The sequence below is a fragment of the Paenibacillus sp. 1182 genome (genome assembly GCF_017833915.1).
GTDB classification, from domain to species: Bacteria; Bacillota; Bacilli; order Paenibacillales; family Paenibacillaceae; genus Paenibacillus; species Paenibacillus polymyxa_D.
On sequence record NZ_JAFICR010000003.1, the window covers coordinates 483,899 to 502,089 of the forward strand.

Annotated in this window: 12 protein-coding genes; 9 read left to right on the plus strand and 3 right to left on the minus strand. The window is 45.7% G+C overall.

Annotation, left to right across the window (positions count from 1 at the left end; all coding sequences use genetic code 11):
• Positions 1 to 5 precede the first annotated feature (5 nt).
• The 3 genes from JOD82_RS07930 to JOD82_RS07940 all read left to right on the plus strand — a co-directional run bounded on the left by JOD82_RS07930 (position 6) and on the right by JOD82_RS07940 (position 3,344).
• Entirely contained in the window at positions 6 to 725 is a 720-nt protein-coding gene (locus JOD82_RS07930; protein ID WP_029519137.1) for a hypothetical protein, read from the plus strand.
• A 358-nt stretch (positions 726 to 1,083) separates the two neighbouring features.
• Positions 1,084 to 3,051: an ATP-dependent DNA helicase gene (locus JOD82_RS07935; protein WP_029519138.1), complete on the plus strand. Its 1,968-nt coding sequence runs from the start codon at positions 1,084 to 1,086 to the stop codon at positions 3,049 to 3,051.
• Positions 3,045 to 3,344 (plus strand): DUF6509 family protein, encoded by a 300-nt coding sequence (locus JOD82_RS07940; protein WP_069010203.1) that lies wholly within the window; start codon positions 3,045 to 3,047, stop codon positions 3,342 to 3,344. The genes JOD82_RS07935 and JOD82_RS07940 overlap by 7 nt, the downstream gene beginning before the upstream one ends.
• A gap of 117 nt (positions 3,345 to 3,461) precedes the next feature.
• Here JOD82_RS07940 and JOD82_RS07945 read toward each other — a convergent pair whose 3' ends face one another.
• Complete coding sequence (locus JOD82_RS07945) at positions 3,462 to 3,824, minus strand: hypothetical protein (protein WP_069010202.1); 363 nt, start codon at positions 3,822 to 3,824, stop codon at positions 3,462 to 3,464.
• 256 nt (positions 3,825 to 4,080) lie between these two features.
• On the opposite strand from JOD82_RS07945, the gene JOD82_RS07950 reads away from it, so the two are divergent.
• The 3 genes from JOD82_RS07950 to JOD82_RS07960 all read left to right on the plus strand — a co-directional run bounded on the left by JOD82_RS07950 (position 4,081) and on the right by JOD82_RS07960 (position 9,088).
• Positions 4,081 to 5,004, plus strand: coding sequence for a PLP-dependent cysteine synthase family protein (locus tag JOD82_RS07950; protein WP_029519141.1), 924 nt, complete (start codon positions 4,081 to 4,083; stop codon positions 5,002 to 5,004).
• A 1-nt stretch (position 5,005) separates the two neighbouring features.
• Positions 5,006 to 6,136, plus strand: a complete 1,131-nt coding sequence (locus JOD82_RS07955) for a bifunctional cystathionine gamma-lyase/homocysteine desulfhydrase (RefSeq protein ID WP_069010201.1) — start codon at positions 5,006 to 5,008, stop codon at positions 6,134 to 6,136.
• A 195-nt stretch (positions 6,137 to 6,331) separates the two neighbouring features.
• Complete coding sequence (locus JOD82_RS07960; protein ID WP_069010200.1) at positions 6,332 to 9,088, plus strand: PHB depolymerase family esterase; 2,757 nt, start codon at positions 6,332 to 6,334, stop codon at positions 9,086 to 9,088.
• 145 nt (positions 9,089 to 9,233) lie between these two features.
• On the opposite strand, the gene JOD82_RS07965 is transcribed toward JOD82_RS07960, so the two are convergent.
• Both JOD82_RS07965 and JOD82_RS07970 read right to left on the minus strand, forming a co-directional pair.
• A complete protein-coding gene (locus JOD82_RS07965; RefSeq protein ID WP_029519144.1) occupies positions 9,234 to 10,151 on the minus strand; it encodes a hypothetical protein in 918 nt (305 codons plus the stop codon).
• Positions 10,144 to 10,296 (minus strand): hypothetical protein, encoded by a 153-nt coding sequence (locus JOD82_RS07970; RefSeq protein WP_165147246.1) that lies wholly within the window; start codon positions 10,294 to 10,296, stop codon positions 10,144 to 10,146. The genes JOD82_RS07965 and JOD82_RS07970 overlap by 8 nt, the downstream gene beginning before the upstream one ends.
• 300 nt (positions 10,297 to 10,596) lie before the next feature.
• Here JOD82_RS07970 and JOD82_RS07975 point away from each other — a divergent pair, with 300 nt between their 5' ends.
• From JOD82_RS07975 to JOD82_RS07985, 3 genes are read left to right on the plus strand one after another with little or no spacing between them, the layout of a single operon-like run.
• Positions 10,597 to 12,399, plus strand: coding sequence for a vWA domain-containing protein (locus JOD82_RS07975; RefSeq protein ID WP_209948087.1), 1,803 nt, complete (start codon positions 10,597 to 10,599; stop codon positions 12,397 to 12,399).
• A 24-nt stretch (positions 12,400 to 12,423) separates the two neighbouring features.
• Entirely contained in the window at positions 12,424 to 15,813 is a 3,390-nt protein-coding gene (locus JOD82_RS07980; protein ID WP_209948089.1) for a tubulin-like doman-containing protein, read from the plus strand.
• Positions 15,814 to 15,816: 3 nt separating this feature from the next.
• Complete coding sequence (locus tag JOD82_RS07985) at positions 15,817 to 18,183, plus strand: transcription initiation factor TFIID (RefSeq protein ID WP_209948090.1); 2,367 nt, start codon at positions 15,817 to 15,819, stop codon at positions 18,181 to 18,183.
• The last annotated feature ends 8 nt before the right edge of the window (positions 18,184 to 18,191 follow it).

Genomic DNA, 18,191 nt, shown 5'->3' on the forward strand with positions numbered 1-18,191 from the left:
AATTCATGCGACAACGAAAATGGATATTTTGTTCAGTTGTAGTCCTGCTGCTGTTCGTAGTGGTTGCGGGTTGTACGAATAAAGGACATTCTGGAGAGATCAGCTCTGAAGATGCTAGAAAAGAGCAGCCTGGAAGCACTTATTTGGAGAACTTGCAGGCAGATCTGCCACAACCCACTGAGGCGCAATTTTCCACGCCCGAATTGGTGGTAGAAGCCTTTTTTGAAGCTGTAAATGATCATAACTTCGACAGTGCGTTAAAATGTTTTCCTATTGTGGAAAAGTATCGTGCGAATACAGTAGATAATCATTTCAATTTGCTCCATACCTATGAGCTTCAAGCAGGTGCTCCCATTCCTTCCTTTGAAAGCCATAACTTTTTAAAAAGCTTTATCGAATATGAACAGTATTGGGAGAAATTTTATATGTTACTGTTCCTAAACTCAAATCCGGATATGGTGGGCAAACGTATCGTTATGGGAGAAGCGAATGCTGCTATGGACCTAAAGAAAATCAAGGAAATGAAGGTGAGTAGCACGTACTCTAAGCCTCAAATAATATCGAGTCATAGTGAAAAGAACAAAAATGTTATAGAGCAGACTATGAATATACAAGAAATAAGGGTGCTTGAAGTTAAGCTTTATATAGATGGAGAAGAACAAAACCATGTATTAATAAGCGTGGGGAAAATTGGATCTAATTGGCGAATCTTAAACATGAGTTAAGGAGAACGAGCTTCTGCTTAATGCATATTCATCAATCAACAAGAAACCAGCTAATGCTTGTAATACATTAGCTGGTTTCTTTTATTTTGTCATGATAATTTTCTTCATTTACTATTACGGAAAAAACAGACATTTCTCAAAAAATTTCCATCGTAGATGTCTATGTAGCTTTCTTTATGAAATATTAATATAACGTAGCATCTCACCGAGACGAAAGTATGCCCCTTTATTTTAAAGGGAATCTTATACCGACATAAAAAAAATATAAGCTGCTCTTACAGTTTTCATGTTCTTTTTAGCTTGTTTTGCGTTATAATGAAAGGATGCACATTATGAACGAATTGGAGGCACAGCCCGATTGACTACTTACCCTTTTGCCTTTGATCCGTCCAAGCCGTTTATTGAGCAGGCAAGTGACTGGATTGCGGATGTATTTTATGAAGTTTTGCCTGAAGTCGGCTTTGAGGTTCGGGATGAACAAATTTATATGGCATTCCAGCTAGAACGTGCCTATAAGGAAAAAAAGACCATTTTTGCAGAAGCAGGTGTGGGTACTGGTAAAACGCTGGTATACCTGCTGTACGCTATTGCATATGCCCGATACATGAGAAAACCGGCGATTATCGCCTGTGCAGATGAATCGTTAATTGAACAATTGGTAAAGCCGGAAGGGGATATCGCCAAGCTGGCACAGCATTTGAGTCTGACGATTGATGCCAGATTGGGGAAGTCGCCAGATCAGTATATTTGCCTGAATAAGCTGGATGAGGTGCGAAGCGGACTGGATGAGGACGCAGATGTTTTCCGTGATATCTATCAGGATCTACCGGATTTTGTTCATTTTCCAGATACGTTACAGTCCTTCACTCCTTACGGGAACCGAAAGGAATATCCTGAGCTAACAGATGGACAATGGAGCAGACTCGGATGGGATGTATTTCAAGACTGTCTCGTTTGCCATCAGCGGCATCGTTGTGGTCAGACGTTGTCTCGTGATCATTATCGCAAAGCGGCAGATCTGGTCATCTGCTCTCATGATTTTTATATGGAGCATGTATGGACCTACGAAGCGAGAAAGCGCGAGGGTCAGTTGCCGTTGCTGCCGGAGCACAGCTCTGTTGTTTTTGACGAAGGGCATTTACTGGAGACAGCGGCACAAAATGCGCTTACTTACAAGCTTAAGCACGCTCAGTTTGAGTCTATAATTACCCGACTGCTGGAGGGAGAAGTGCGAGAATCTCTGGCAATGACGATTGAAGATGCAATCTCCCAAAGTGAGGCTTTGTTCGCTGCACTAGATAAGAACAGTCAGCCTGTCCAGGGTTCTAATCGCAAGGAGTTCATCCTGAATGAGTCACTGACTCGAGAGGTAAACCGCTTTGGAGAACTGATCGGCATGATCGAGGAAGAGCTTGTATTTGAAAGCGGACTATTCTCTTTGGATGAGTATCAAGTCAAAATTGTGGAAGAACATTTGGAAATGATTCAAACCGCGTTGGCTTTGTTTAAGCGTCCTGAACTTCTCATTTCGTGGGTGATGGAGGATCAGGATGGATTAACGCTTGTGGTTATGCCGAAGATGGTAAAAGAGATTCTCAAAGAGCGAGTATTTGCGCAGCATATACCGATCGTATTCTCTTCAGCTACGCTTTCCGTAGAAAGCTCTTTTGACTATATGGCGCAGAGTCTCGGTATTGAAAATCCGCTAACGTTCTCTGTTGCTTCACCTTATGACTACAGCGATCAGATGCAAGCTGCACTGTACCCGTTGCAAGCGGGGGATGATCCAATCCAGAGAGCGCTGGCACTGCTGGAGAAATCGCAGGGAAGAGCGCTTATCCTGTTTCCTTCACAGGAGGAATTGGCTGCATTCCAGACGGGTCTCGTTGCTTACCCGGAGGCGTCTGCCTATCGTTTTCTGTACGAAGGTTCGGCTGAAATCAGCCATCTGATCTCAGCTTTTCAGAATGATGAGGAAAGTGTGTTGTGCGCTGTTACATTATGGGAAGGATTGGATATTCCTGGACCTTCTCTGTCGCACGTCATTATCTGGTCACTGCCATTTCCTCCGAATGATCCGGTTTTTACGGCTCTGCGCAAGGATGCAGCAGATCCGTTTATTCAGATAGATATGCCTCACATGGCACTTAGACTTAGACAAGGCATAGGGCGTTTAATTCGCTCGCGTAATGATCGGGGCTGGATATCCATCATGGGCCAGGATTTGAGTCGCCAAGAAGTACGTATACAAGTTGAACAACTACTGCCTGCAGGCGTAGAATGCACCGTAATTGAAGGAAACCCGGAGGGAATAAAAACATGTTGAACTTTACAGCGTACACCGTAGATCAGATTAAAGATGCTTTTGGTATTTTGACTGGACAGCGTTATGAATTTATCATTGATGTAGAGGTAGAGGAGGACGACGAGCTATACACTGAAAACGGACTGTATATCCGTTGTCTTTATTTAGTAGACGAAGAAAAGACAGGACTGCTGAAGTATGAATTAATTGAAAAAGTAACGAATCGTTACATTGATCTTGAACTTGAAGAGGATGAGCTGCAAGCTGTTGAGAACTTCTGTAAAGAACATGTACAGGATGAAATAGTGAAGTAACAGTAAGACACTTAGCTAGTACAGCTGGTATATGGCTAACATATGATGAAGATATCAAGGAGTCCTGACATGATCAGGCTCCTTTTTTTATGGTCAAATGAAGAGAACTTATCTGCTCTAGCGCAGTCTGTCCCACACATTCACCATAAACAGCATAATCCCCCCTGCGAGTAACACCCACCCTATGACGATCCAAACTTCAGTCTCTGGAACCTTGTAATTTTGACCTATAAGCGCCAATATCAACACGGGCAGACCGATATTATGCATCCAAAAATGGATATGTGCCAGAATAGTAACTGAAAGTGCGGGAAAGGCCACATAGATCAGACCTATGATTCCAAGCGTTGTCCAACCTAATAAATAGATATTAGACTGAATATTGGACAGACTGTAATCACCCGACACGCCAATAATGGCACTAAGCAGCACACTGAGGGCAAAATATACGGCAGCTATCTTTAGAAATTGCTTTCCCATATATGAACTCCTCCTTATGTTGCACGGGAAATATTTTGTGACATCTTCTCTATCCTATCGAGCAAGCAGGCAGGGGGTGTGGGTATTGTGACTGGTCCATTTGACAAAAGCTTCAAATACACATAAAATCTTATTGCATCAATACTTACCGCATTACTATGTTTTCTTGGAGATGATAGCGAACTTCTCCGACAGTAGGCGTTAATTTTTGACCATTGGTTTATTTTGGATTCGCCATTAAAAGGAGCTTGAAATTATGAATGTATATCAAAATACCCTTGAACTCATCGGACGTACGCCATTAGTGGAGCTGAACAGCTATTCTCTACCGAGAGGAATTCGCCTGTTTGCGAAGCTGGAGTTTATGAATCCCGGCGGCAGCGTAAAGGATCGGGTGGGTAAGGCTCTTATTGAAAAAGCATTAAAAACAGGTCAGCTGAAGCCAGGTGGGACATTAATTGAAGCAACAGCAGGCAACGCAGGTATTGGTCTTGCGATGGCAGCACTTCATTATAATATCTCGGTTATTTTTGCTGTGCCTGAGAAGTTCAGCCAAGAGAAACAGGACCTGATGAAGGCATTGGGAGCACGCATCGTTCATACCCCGACGAGTAAGGGGATGAAAGGAGCTATCGAAAAAACAAAAGAATTGGCTGCTGAAATAAAAGATGCATACTTGCCGCGGCAATTCAGTAATCCGGATAATCCCGAGGCATACTATACGACAATGGGACCTGAAATATGGAACGATCTGGACGGCAAAGTGGACGTATTTGTGGCAGGTGCAGGCTCGGGGGGAACGTTTATGGGAACCTCGCGTTATCTTAAGGAACAAAATGCAGCCCTTAAAACAGTCATCGTGGAGCCGGAAGGATCCATTTTGAATGGCGGCGAGTCAGGTCCACATAAAACGGAAGGAATTGGCATGGAATTAATTCCTGAATTTGTGGATAAAGGATATTTTAATGCCATCCACACCATTAGTGATGTCGATGCTTTTGGCCGTGTCAAGGAACTGGCTGCACGTGAGGGTCTTCTCGTTGGCAGTTCTTCAGGGTCTGCTTTACATGCCGCTTTACTGGAAGCAGAAAATGCACCGGATGGTGCACATATTGTTACCATTTTCCCGGATAGCAGCGAACGTTATCTGAGTAAAAAAATATATGAAGGCGGGATATAAAATGAAACGCAAAACAAAACTGATTCACGGCGGGCTTCCTACCGATCCCCATACAGGCGCGGTTAACGTTCCTATTTATCAGGTAAGCACTTATGAGCAAGAGGAAATTGGCGTCCATAAGGGATACGAGTATTCGCGTACAGGCAATCCGACCCGGTTTGCTTTGGAGGAGCTGATCAAGGATCTGGAGGAAGGAAAGCGTGGTTTTGCTTTCGGTTCGGGTATGGCTGCAATTCATGCGGTATTTTCACTGTTTAATGCAGGGGATCACATTTTGCTGACCGATGATGTATACGGAGGCACCTATCGCATTGTAAGCAAAGTGCTCAGCCGTATCGGAATTGAGTACACATTTGTGGATACGACTGACCTGGAAGCTATCTCCAAAGCAATTCGTCCGAATACGAAGGCATTGTATGTCGAAACGCCAACGAACCCGCTTTTGAAGGTTACTGATATCCGCGCTGTTTCGGAGCTTGTAAAAAAACATGATCTTTTACTGATCGTCGACAACACATTTGCTACCCCTTATTGGCAGACGCCAATTACACTCGGGGCAGATATTGTCATTCACTCTGCTACCAAATATTTGGGCGGCCACAGCGATGTTGTAGCTGGTCTGGCTGTTGTGAACAGCGACGAGCTGGGAGAACAACTCCATTTTCTGCAAAACGCCATTGGTGCTATTCTCGGTCCGCAGGATTCTTGGTTATTGATCCGCGGTATTAAAACATTGGGTCTGCGTATGGAAGCGATTGAGCAAAATGCGAAGGAAATTGCAGCCTTTTTGGAAAAACATCCGAAGGTTAGCAAAGTGTACTATCCTGGACTGGAAAGCCATGCGCAGCACGAACTGTCCAAAATCCAGGCTCAAGGCTTTGGCGGCATCATTTCCTTTGATGTAGGTAGCGACGCTAACGCGGTTGCACTTCTGAAAAAGGTGAAATATTTTACACTGGCTGAAAGCTTGGGAGCGGTTGAAAGTCTGATTAGCGTTCCTGCACGTATGACGCACGCCTCTATTCCGGTAGAACGTCGTGCAGAGTTAGGCATTACCGAAGGTTTGGTGCGGATTTCGGTTGGGATTGAAGATCTGGAAGATTTGATTGAAGACTTGCAGGCAGCATTGTAAGAAAATAAGTGTAATGTTCAAGAGAGGTGGCAGAAGCTGCCTCTTTTTTTGTTGTGAGAATAGCTTCTTTTTTGAAAAGCACAGAGGAGTACGTAGAGGTAATAACGAATAGTTTTATATAGTTCAATTGAATGTTAAACGGAATATAACCGCGACTACGTCTCTGAGGAAACAAAAACCTGGAGGGGGAATGTTATGAGGTTCACACATCTGGAAAAAGCAACTACTGTGCTGTCGGATCATCCGGTACGTCTGGCGTCTGCTTATGCAGTCGGTCCAGTCGAGCTTCCGGAAAATTGCGGTGTGGGCAGGGAATGGTCAAGTTATTTTGCCCATGAGGATTGGAATTTGGAAAAGGCTTGTGGTGAAGAAGGAGTAGAGCTTTCAGCCGGAGGAAAGGCAGCGTGCCGATTATTGACCGAGCTGGACCCTCGGACTGCGGAGCTGAATCTAGGTGTTTTTCCGCCTTTGGCCGAACAAGAAAGGCTTTTGCTGGTTTCAAATCTTCGTTGTATGGCTGCACAGGAAGTGATTTTCAGACCCTTTGAAGGAACGGGACAAATATGGATAGATGGCACACTGGTATATGCGGAATCCGGTCCTTTTCGCTTGTATCTGGAGGAAGGCGATCACACGGTAGTTATCATTGCTGCGTTTATTCCCGAGGAGGCCCGCTCTATTCGTATCAGTGGAAATCAGGTATGCGACGAATCAGATGTGACAGAACTGCATCGAGAATTTGTAGAGCGTAATATACGTTTTCATATGGCATGGCTAGAGGTTGAAGAAAGTGCTGGCAGGGAGGGCGAAGACAGCCCGATCTTATTTTATTTACTGCGTAAGGATCGGATAGATCTTCCCTTAGATCAAACGTTATGGGTCGAGGTAACGGATGATGAGGGCATGAAGCTGGATCGCTTTCCAGCACATTGGGAGCAGGAGCAAAGCTATGACTGGGATGAGGAAAAGGCCAGGAATACGGGAATGCTGCACTTCACTGTTACATATCAGGATCATGAGGCTGTGGAGCATCATTTTGTGTATTCGGTACTTGTGCGGCCTTTGTCAGTCGTCGTGGAGGGCTTGCAGAAAGAGTATGACCAATACATTCAAGCCCGCGCTATAGATATTCTTCATTCTGCGCAGAAAATACAAATAGAGGGCCTGCTTGAAGAATTAAAAAGGTTAACGGATTTGCCGGAAGATCCTTTTGAAATCTGGGATTACCGGATTGTGCGTGAATATATCAAGCTATTAAAACAGATCTTCACAAATGGACATACCGAGCAGTCACATTCCCCATCCTTACTTCAAGAAGAACACATCTTTTTGTGTAATGACGGAATTGGGGAAGGATTTTTTGTCTCCCGTTTGGACAATAGTTTGCAACGCTATACCATTCAGCTTCCCAGAAGCTATTCGGCTGACCGACAGTATCCTCTGATCGTTCTGATGCCAGGCAAGCGATATGAGCTGGGTTTGCCGGATTTTCAGAATCGAGGTTTTGGGCGAGGCTGGGAAGAGGAAGCTATATTCGTTACTTTTTCGTGCCGTGGTGTAACGTTGGGTAGTTATATTGGAGAAGCTGCTTTTTTGGAGGGGCTGGATGTCATACTGCAAGCGTATCGAGTGGACGAAGATCGGGTCTATCTGACGGGTTATTCGAACGGAGCATATGCTGCTTGGGCGATGGCACAGGCTTATCCTTCTCGTTTTGCGGCTATTGCGGTTATCTCGGGAGCGCCACATCCCAAGCATCTGATAAATCTGTTGAATATGCCAATATTAAATGTATGTGGAGATCAGGATTACTTATTTGCACAAGCATTTACAGCCCCTGTAACAGCGCTTCCATCTGATCATTTTAAAGGTGTCGTAGAACGTCATTCTAATCACTGGGACACGCATGAGCTGAGACTTCTGGACGGTGTACTAGGCTGGCTTATGCAATGGAAAAGAGATGTCGTACCTCAGCGTATCGCCTACCGGACGGAACGGGGCAGACATAACCGGGCTTACTGGCTGGAACTGACGCGAATGGATGTAAATGAGGAATATGCCGAGTTGTACGGTGAAATGAGTGCCACAGGTGAGTTAGATATCGAGGCAGTTCACGCCGAAGAATTTATCATTCATCTTTCTCAAGAGGTCATGCCCTTGGAATTGGCCCAAGTTCGTATCGGAGCCCGTATTTTCGTGTTGGATTTGCGGGAATACAGTCGCTTTCGCTTTGTTAAGACACAGTCACATAAACGTCCCTCCCCTGAATACCGTTTGATTGCCGAACGGGAGGAAGAAAGCAGTGGATGCTTTACAAAAGAATCGGATGCCAAAAAGAAAATGGTGGATTCGAAAAGCGTGGGAAGAAACGTTTTGAGCCATGGTATGGGTGTGCTTGACGTTTATATGGATCGTCTTCACATTGTCCTTCCGTCCAGCTACGCTACACCGGAGGAAGAGCAGGCGGTGAGACGGACGGCGAACGCTTTAGCTAGCCCACGAACAGCGACTTGGAATCCGTATATCGGTGTTCATTATCCGGTGGTGTCTTCCAATGATATTACGGAGGAAGCACTGGCTGATAGCAACGTGATTTGTGTCACTTCGGGCCTGTCCAGACATGAGCTGCTTCAGAAGCACCAAGCCGATCTGCAAATTACATGTACGGAGGAAGGGTATACATTGGGCGGCGATTTTATGGCTGGCGAGTATTGCCTGTCATATATTCAACCTAGCCCATGGTCTGCAACCCAGCAAATGCTTGTCGTAGCGACCAATTCTCCCCGTATGCTGGGTAAAAACCTATTTATGCGCAGACTGATTATGCCCGGATACTTTAATGGTCTACACCCGTATTTGAATAAAGAGATTATTGTGTATGATAGCCAGGGAGTGCGTGCTTTTAACTTTACTTCTATTAGACATACGCAGCAAAAACTGCAAGGCCAATAGCCAATAAAAAAGTAACAATGTTATAATAATCCATAATTTAAAAAACCGTCTGGAGGCACATTGGCGATCCTGACGGTTTTTTGCTGGTTCATTGCAGTGATTTGTGATCGGGATGACGTCATATAAAGAAGGGCATTATGGCAGCTTAGCTTTTATATTGCTCCATCAGGTACATGATCTTTACTTCATCGGCCAAATCTCCAAAGGGTTCTAACGGATTCTCTTGAATGATATGATATAAACGCTGGACTCGTTCCTTTGGCAGTTTGCGCACATATCTGGAAATGAAAGCGGCATGGGTGACTACGTAGCGCTTTTTACGGACAGCTGCACTGGCTACGCGGACGAGAATATCTTCGCCCCCTGCCAATTCCAGAATACGGCGCTCATAAAAGACTACGTATCGGAATGTCCGGTCCTTGATCAGCTCACGATTGAGTCTGGCAATCTCTCCGATATATCTGACCATAAGCGGCTCAAAGCTCTTGATCAGGAGAGGATCGAGCGTTAATTCCATGTCTTTGCGGAGAACAAAAGATTGCAGCAGAGCGACCTGCTGGAGCCTTATCCGATCATTGTGAAGGAGTACAGCCATCTCACGCAGCATTTCATAGGAGACACGCTCACTAAGCTGCCGCAGGGCAACTGCGTTTTTATGATTAACGTTTAGTCCTTCCTGGATCTGCCCTATACGGCCTCTGAACAGACGTATAAGCTGCCTACGCCGTTCATAAGGATAAATACCCTGCTGTAGAAGCACCAAGGGCAGCAGAAGAAGCGCACCGACGATACCGCACAGAAGCATTTGTTGCGGCGAGTGGCCGAAAAAGACAGTAGCGGCCAGCAATATGACACTAACGACAAGGTCTTTACGAAAATAACGTTTGGCTCTGAGTCTGGCATATTGCTCTACAGGGACTAGTGTATCCCGACCACATGATGTGCACTCTTCTTCCCAAAGGGCGGTAAATTGTCCACAACGCTTGCAGACTCTTAGCTTTTGGAAGGCGTACTCTGTGCGGGTAAATGGGCGAAATTGTACAGCTTGTTTGGAACTATTCATTGTGCTCACTTCTCCGGTTCAGCAGCGCTAGAAGCTCGGTGTCGATTTGTGTAATCGACGGGGCGCGTTTTTTATGTATATAGTAAATTAGTGATTTGATGGCGACAAAAAGAAACATAATCGCCAGACATCCGTATGAGATCATAGTGTATTTCCTCTTTCTACTTGGATTTTTACTTCAATATTTTACATGGGCGGGTTTCGCTATTGTTATTTTTGTCGTATAAAGGAGAAGGCTGGTGCCCGATTGCCCTTGTTGGGGTATAATTATATCATTACTGCAGGATATTGGTAAAATCTCGCGGTATAACAGGCTTTTGGGTTGGATTCAGACCATTCGGGCAGTATTTTCAGCTGGCGCTCATGTAAAACTCATTATAATTTAATAGTAGGGGAGTACAACTGTAATTTAGAATGAGAATTAACCGGCAAAGGGGTACAAGCGATGTTTAGTAGAGACAGAAAATGGTTTTTGGTCATCGGAATCATATGTACAATGATCATGACCTCGATTTTGGCATGGCAGCCAAAGATGGCGAATGCAGCTTCACCCTCTGCTTCTAAGGTGGATGCGGTGCTGGTCGTCGATGTAAGTAATTCAATGAACACCAGTGATCCTGGGAAAATTGGCAATGAAGCCATGAAAATGTTCATTGATATGCTGTCGACGCAAAATGACAAGGTCGGGATTGTAGCGTATACGGATGTCGTACAGCGTGAGAAAGCCTTGCTTAATATTACATCCGAAGCGGATAAGCAGGAACTGAAGACGTTTATTGACGGACTGAACCGGGGGGCGTATACTGACACCTCCGTGGGTGTCAAGGAAGCAATCCGCATTTTGCAAGATGGTAAAACAGCTGGACATGCGCCTATGATCGTCATGCTGGCCGACGGTAACAACGATTTTAATAAGACGACAGGTAGAACCGAAAGCCAATCCGATCAGGATATGGCACAGGCTGTAGCCGAGGCTAAAAATAGCGGCGTTCCGATCTACACCATCGGCTTGAATGCAGATGGGAAGCTGAATAAAAACAAGCTCGCCGACATAGCGCAGCAAACGGGCGGCAAGTCCTTTATTACAAGCTCAGCGGATGACCTGCCGAACATTTTGAGTGAAATTTTCGCCAGCAATTTGAAGTTGAAAGTGGTGCCTTTGCAGTCCATTACGGCAAACGGCGACTATCAGGACGTAACGGTAACCGTACCGAACGATAGTGTGCTGGAGGCTAACATTTCGATCATGTCCTCGAAACCGGTGGATGCGAGACTGTTAGACCCGTCGGGCAACACCAAGCCGATTCCTTCGAGCGATGTGCTGCTGTCCAAGTCCAAAAGCTACTCACTGATTAAACTGCTCAAGCCTGCGGCTGGTGACTGGAAGCTCCAAGTCAAGGGAGTCCAGCAGGATCAGATTGATATTAATCTGGTATTTAACTATGATCTGGAGCTGAAAATGGACGCACCGCCCGCCAAATCATACAAAAAAGGCGATGCAGTTCAAATTCGTTCCTACCTGACGAGCAATAGCCAGCATCTTCAGGATCAGGAATTGTATGCGAATATGAATGCTGTTCTGAAGGTCAAGGATCTGGATTCCGGTACAACGAATGAGGTGCCGTTAACCAACGCAGGGGATTCTTTTACCGGTTCCTATACGATTCCAGATGAGCATGACTACGAACTAACCGTTAGAGCAGAGGAGAAGAGCTTCTACCGTGAAACACAGCCTGTAACCATTAGTGCTAAAGCAGGGGCGACGAGCGGTACAAATACGGGCACGACTCAGCCAACAACACCTGCTGAAAAGTCCAAGCTAATGCCACTCATTCTTTTAGGGCTGGGACTGCTCGTTCTGCTGGTTGCCGCATATTTCATCTGGAAGGCTATGAAAAAGGCCAACCGTGGCTTTGTCGGTCAAATCGTACTGGAAATCCGGGATGAGAACACTGGCGAAAAAACGTATCCGCAGTACAAGAAGCTGAACACCTTCCGGGGCAAATTTAATCTGCACCAGTTGCTGCAACTGGCACCGGAATTTGCTGGAACCGACAAGGTTGTGTTCACACCAGCCAATCAGGATCGTATCATTGTGCGCAGTACCTCCGAGATTACGATTGAAAAATCCGGGCGGGCTGTAGACACAGGCAACGGTCTTGAACTCAAAAACGGTGATCGTCTGACCATCCCGTTAGCCAGTGTGGACAAAACCATTTTGCTGGAATTTATTTCAGTAAACAGCTAAACGAACCCTTAGGAGGTCATATCTATGAAACCAGTAGTTAGAGAGCATATCCAACAATTAGACGTATCACTCGGCGGGGGGATCGTAAGCGATAAGATCAGAGTGGATACTATTGATAATCCTATTTTAATTATCGGACTCGGAGGTACGGGAATTGATGCCCTTCTCCGCTTGAAATATCAAATTAACCGCAGATTCAAGCTTCCAGCAGATCCGATCTCCAAGAAAAAGAGCGATAAACCGGACAATGTGGAATTTCTCGCTTTTGAAACGAATGAACAAGACCGCAACAAAAAATACAAGGGGATTGGTTTGGACCCCATCAATGAGTTTGTATTGCTGTCCAATGCGGAAATCGGCGGATTGCTGCAAAACCGTAGCATTCTAGAGCCGTACATTACCGATTGGCTGTCTCCAGAGCTGAGCATTACCGATGGTATGAACGGGGCGGCAGGGGTACGTCAGGCAGGACGATTACTGCTGTTCACCAAAATTAATCAGGTCGTTCAAAGCATTGACAAAAAAATCAAAACCTTGTCTGAGGGCACCAATAAGAAGCTTATGGTGTTCCTGCTGTCCGGTTTGTCCGGCGGTACAGGAAGCGGTACTTTCCTCGATATCTCATATATCGTCCGAGGAATTATTGAGCGCGATTATGGCTCTGCAGGTGTAGACCGTGTAAATACATTAGGGTATCTGTTTACACCGGATATCAATTTGGCGAACAAAAGCCTGAGTGAGCATACACGTGAATATATTAAAAAGAACGGCTATGCTGCACTGAAAGAGCTGGACTACTGGATGAATGTAGACAGCCGTGGTGAACGCTTTAAGCAGCAGTACGGAAATATTTTGACCGTGAACTCGCCGCTTCCGCCGTTTAATCTGTGCCATCTCATTTCGGCCACGAATACGGAAGGCAAGCTGTTGGAAAATGCTTATGATTACTGCATGAATGTCACCGCCGAAAACATCACCAACTTTATGGCGAGTGAGGAAAAACAATCCGGCGAAGAATTTGCCATTCATGACTATATCAGCAATATCCGTACCAACATCGCACAAATGAATAAGGCGTATCCAGCAAACTACGATTACAATATTATCGGGGCTTCCTCGGCGGTGCTGCCAATGGAGGAAATGACGACATATCTGGCTTATCGAATGTTTGGCAAAATGTCCAAAATGTTCGAGCAATCGCCAAATCAAGAGGATGTAGAGAAGTTTGCCCGCAAGCTGGGCGTGGATCTGGATAGCATGATCAAAAACTTTGAATCCCGTGTACCTGAGCCGCTTCCGGGCTTTGAAAACAGTGAACGGTTAAGTTATAGCAATGTCGTTAAAATGCAAGTTGTCAATATGGACACCGAGCTGGAGCAAACGTTCCTGACGCGTGCCCGCGAAGAGTATATCAAAGCGAAGAAGCAGCTTCCTGGTGAAATTACAGGACAGTTTACGGATCAAATTCGCCGGATGTTTCTGCATCCTGAGCAAGGACCGTTTTATGTATCCCGCATGATTTATACTGAAAAAGGATTTAGCTTGCTGAAAATGCTGCTTTCATATGTGGAGACGTTGCGTGAATCACTGCACCGTATTCCGACGGACATTGAATGGGCGCGTGAGCAGGCGAACGAAAAGTTGGGCGATGCCAAGAGCGCGTTTGTATCCAAGGATAAAAAGAAAAATGCGTACATTGAAGCGAAAATTAATGAATATTGGCTGCGTGCTGATGTGGAACGTACAGAGCAGCTCATTGAATTTTATGAAGACCTGTATGACCTGTTGAATAAGGAAAATAGCCGCATTTATAATGTATTTACTGAAATTTTGAACGCATTGAGCGCAATATTCGAGAAGAATGGTGATCTGCTGATTAACGGCGAGGAACAGTCCGATCACAAAGGTAACAAAACGTACTATTGGAATCTGGTAAGTGTACCGGATATTTCTGAAGTTGTGACCAAGCTGCTGGATAACCGCAACGGTGACGATTTGATTCGTGATTTTGCCCAAGAATTGCTCGAAAATTCAGATCAATGGGTGAAGGATCAGGATATGGACATCATCAGCTCAATCTCCAATTTCTTGACTGATAAGTTCGGTGATCTCATTACCCGTTCCATGGAGGATTTCCTCGTCATGAAATACGGGCAAGATGAAGCCATTGAAAAATTTGTGGAGCGCTACATTGCGAGCAAACTGGATGAGGAAGCTGTACCTGTGTTCCATCTGAGCAATAGCTCTGGCAACTTGTACTTCCCGTCTTGGGGATTCGTTTCGGTACCTGTACAGTCGCCTAATATCCTAAAAGGCATTCGCAATTATCAAAATAATGCAATTGGAAAATCACACTTTACTATTAAAGAAAGTGAAGTTCGTAACCGGATTTTCTGGCTCAATACGCGTAATGGTGTTCCTCTGTTTGTATATACGCCGCTCAAAGTGTATGAAGAAAGCTATGAAAAAACGATTCTTGACCGCGAAGGTATTGGCCGCCATCTGGTGCAAACAGGCCAGAACAACTGGACTAATCTGCCGTCGCCGATTCCTGAAAAGTCATGGGGCGAAACTTACGTCAATTCTCGTGTGCAAGCATATAATGCACGCATTCGTAATGATTTTGACCGTGCCAAGTCACTTGGTGTGATTCGAGAAAAGGATGTCGATCAGAATACGAGCAGCCGCTTCACTGTAATCCGTTCACATGCGCTAGATCTGAATGCGATGCTGGCAGGCTACGATATGCGCTTGCATGAATCCAAGCCGAATTTGGGTGAGGTGAAAAGAGCATGGTCTGAGTTGAAACGTCTGCTGGCTGAAGGGCTGGAGCAGGCCGGAAGCAAGGACATCTTTGGCAGCATCAATGAAGAGATGGCGAAGGAAAACCTGATCCGTTCACCAGAGTTAACACAGGTGGTTCGTGAAGAACTGGTGAAATATACACAAATTGAAGCGAAAGCCGCTGAACTGGAAGCTTTGCTGGGTAAATATCAGGATGAAGAAAAATGGCTTGATCAGTTCATTCAGGCTCTCTATACGGACACGATTACGAAAAAAGGCGCTTTGTATGTCTATGATCGTGACGAAGAGGAAGAGGCTTGGGAGCCGTTTGCCAACGTCATGAAGAGTCGCAATTATGTGGAGTTTGAAGTGTTTACAAACTTCCGTGGTTTGGAAGAAAAGAAATTTGCAGCTCTAATGCGCAAGGCGGATCGCCGTGATGCTGTATTGACTTCATCTGAGGATATTACACCATTGCTGGCAAAGCTGGATGAACTGGCTGCGACTTATACAGAGGCCCGTAATCAATTGGAATATGAAAAGGTGGAGCTGGCTAACGGAGCGGAACTTTATGCATTCTATGCTCAAATGGCTGGAAAATTAAACGACATCCGCAGAAAGTTGAAGTAAAGTATGAGAGAGCAGCTGTTACGTTATGCGGCTGACTATGCAGCCGCAGAGGACCAATTAATCGGAAGCGGGGATGGACGCAGCAGCATCCATTTCCCGTCCGTGTTTCTTTTTATCGGGGATCGCATGAATCCGGTGATGAACACCATTGCAGATATCAACCGGACCAAGTGGGATAACAGCACGGGAGTAACGTATATTCAGATCCGCTCGCAGGAGGAACATGCGGCTGTAGATCGTTCGGTGGATGCTATTATTCATACGATAGCGGTACCGGAGGAAAGTGGCCACCAAACGATACGCCGTGACTTACACCAAGCTTTTTATACACATGAATCGCAGCTAATTGAGCTTAACACCGCGTTGCGCCGGGCTAGTGGACATCTGGCAGATTACGGTCGGTTGTATTCTTCGTTCGAGCGTGTCCATTTGTCGATTTTGACGACAGCGGATGACCCCATGAACGTATTAATCCCTGAAGTTACACTGTTGGCGGAGTATATTTTTGCACAGTCTTTTAAATCGGTACAAATGGATCTGTATGTGTTGGTGAATGAAAGCGATCAGACTGCCCAATTTGGCTACAGTAGTGCAACGTCCGTTGCTTTCATGCGAGAGCTGGACTATATCCAGAGTCCGGAGTATACGTTTACGGCACCGCTTCATATGACCGAGGACAAATTGACCATTCCGGTATCCCATGCTCCATCGCCGTTGTTCGATCTCGTCTATGTGCTGTCCGACAAGAACGAACGCGGCGTAACGGTGCCGAATAGTCTGCGAGAAAGCTGTGACATCATTTGCCACATTCAGCTTCTTAAAAACCGTTATCAGGCAGGAGATTCCTATCGGTCACAGGATGGGGGATACAACAATACATCGTTTAAAAACAACATCATGACGGAATCCGGGCGGCAGGGTTATGTGTCGGCTGGATTTTCCCGAGTCAACCGCCCTAACCAGTCAATCGCACTTACGGTGCTGTATCACTTTTATGTGAAGCTGTTAGAGCGTATGAGAACAGAGCAGGAGTGGGACATACGCGATAAGCTGAATTATTTTGGTTTAGATGCTGCTGAGCGCGGTCGCACGCGAAATGATCTAGTTCCTGGTAATGAAGCGATCACGGACATGAGTGCACTGATGACCAGCGGAGCCAGCTACGGCTCGTTGAAGCGAATGACATTACGTGAGGCGGAGGAGGCCTTGTTTGGTCAGGGCTGCGAAGCCTTTTTCCGTGATAATTGTGAACGGATTGTGCACAAACGGTTGGGAGATTTTCAGGCGGAATCAGGTCTGCAGTTGGCTGTGAATGCAGCTGCCAAGGAATATCCTGAAATCGGATTTTTCGAGCTGACAGACTGGACGGATGAAAATAAAACAGGGAATGTGCTTACGGCTGTTCGGGGGCTGATTCGTGATACGTCCAATGACTTGCAGATTAGTGCCGCTGAACTGGATACCCTGTATAACGGGCGGGTGGAGGACCAGCCTTTTCAACGACTACCACTCATGGATAAGCATAATGTGCGCAGCTTGATCCGTTACCTGACCGAGACAGTTTACGGGCACAAGCTGCACATGCTGCGGATTCAAGCGGATTTGGAGTTACTTCGCCGCTATGAACTGGCACTAGAGAAATGGCATGCACAAGCGAAGCATATTACAGTACAGCTTGCCAGCCTGGAGCGTGAACTGCATCAAGCTGCAACGGACAGTATTCGGCAGGCCGACAGTTACACAGGTCAAAACCTGTTCGAGTATTACGAGCGTGTGACAGAGGATGTCATGCGTGAGCTGGAAAGCAAGCGGGGAAAATCTATATTCTTTGATACCCGGCATATGGGGCCTGTATCCGGATTGCTGGACGGGGGTCTGTCCGCATTGGTGGATCGACTTACGCAGACCTGTCGTACCTTGATTCTCAGTTCACAGCCGTTTAATCAGACCTTCGAAGAAGAATTATTGCGGCGTGCGAATGTAGCTGCTGCATATGAAAATCGGCTGGTCGTTCCGAAGGATGAGCTGTTTAGAAAACTGTATCAAACGTTAGAGGAACATGGCGGAATTAACGTACGTTTGCTCGACTATACCCATGAGCATCGGTATGAAGAAAAGTACTTCTTTGGTGACTACGAAGGCGAATTTCTTCCTTATGCGATGGATGTGGACATTACTTCGCGTATTTACAAACTGGGTTTTGTGCATGAGCGCCGCAGTAGCGGGGTGGAAAAACTGCATTTGATGGGCGGCTTCCATCTGGAGGATCTGATGGTTTACCGCAACGGCAAAACGTATTATGAGACATATACTGCGAATGGTTTCGTGTTTCACGGAATCGACGTGGACCGGTTGCCGGAATTGCGGTAGCCACATAT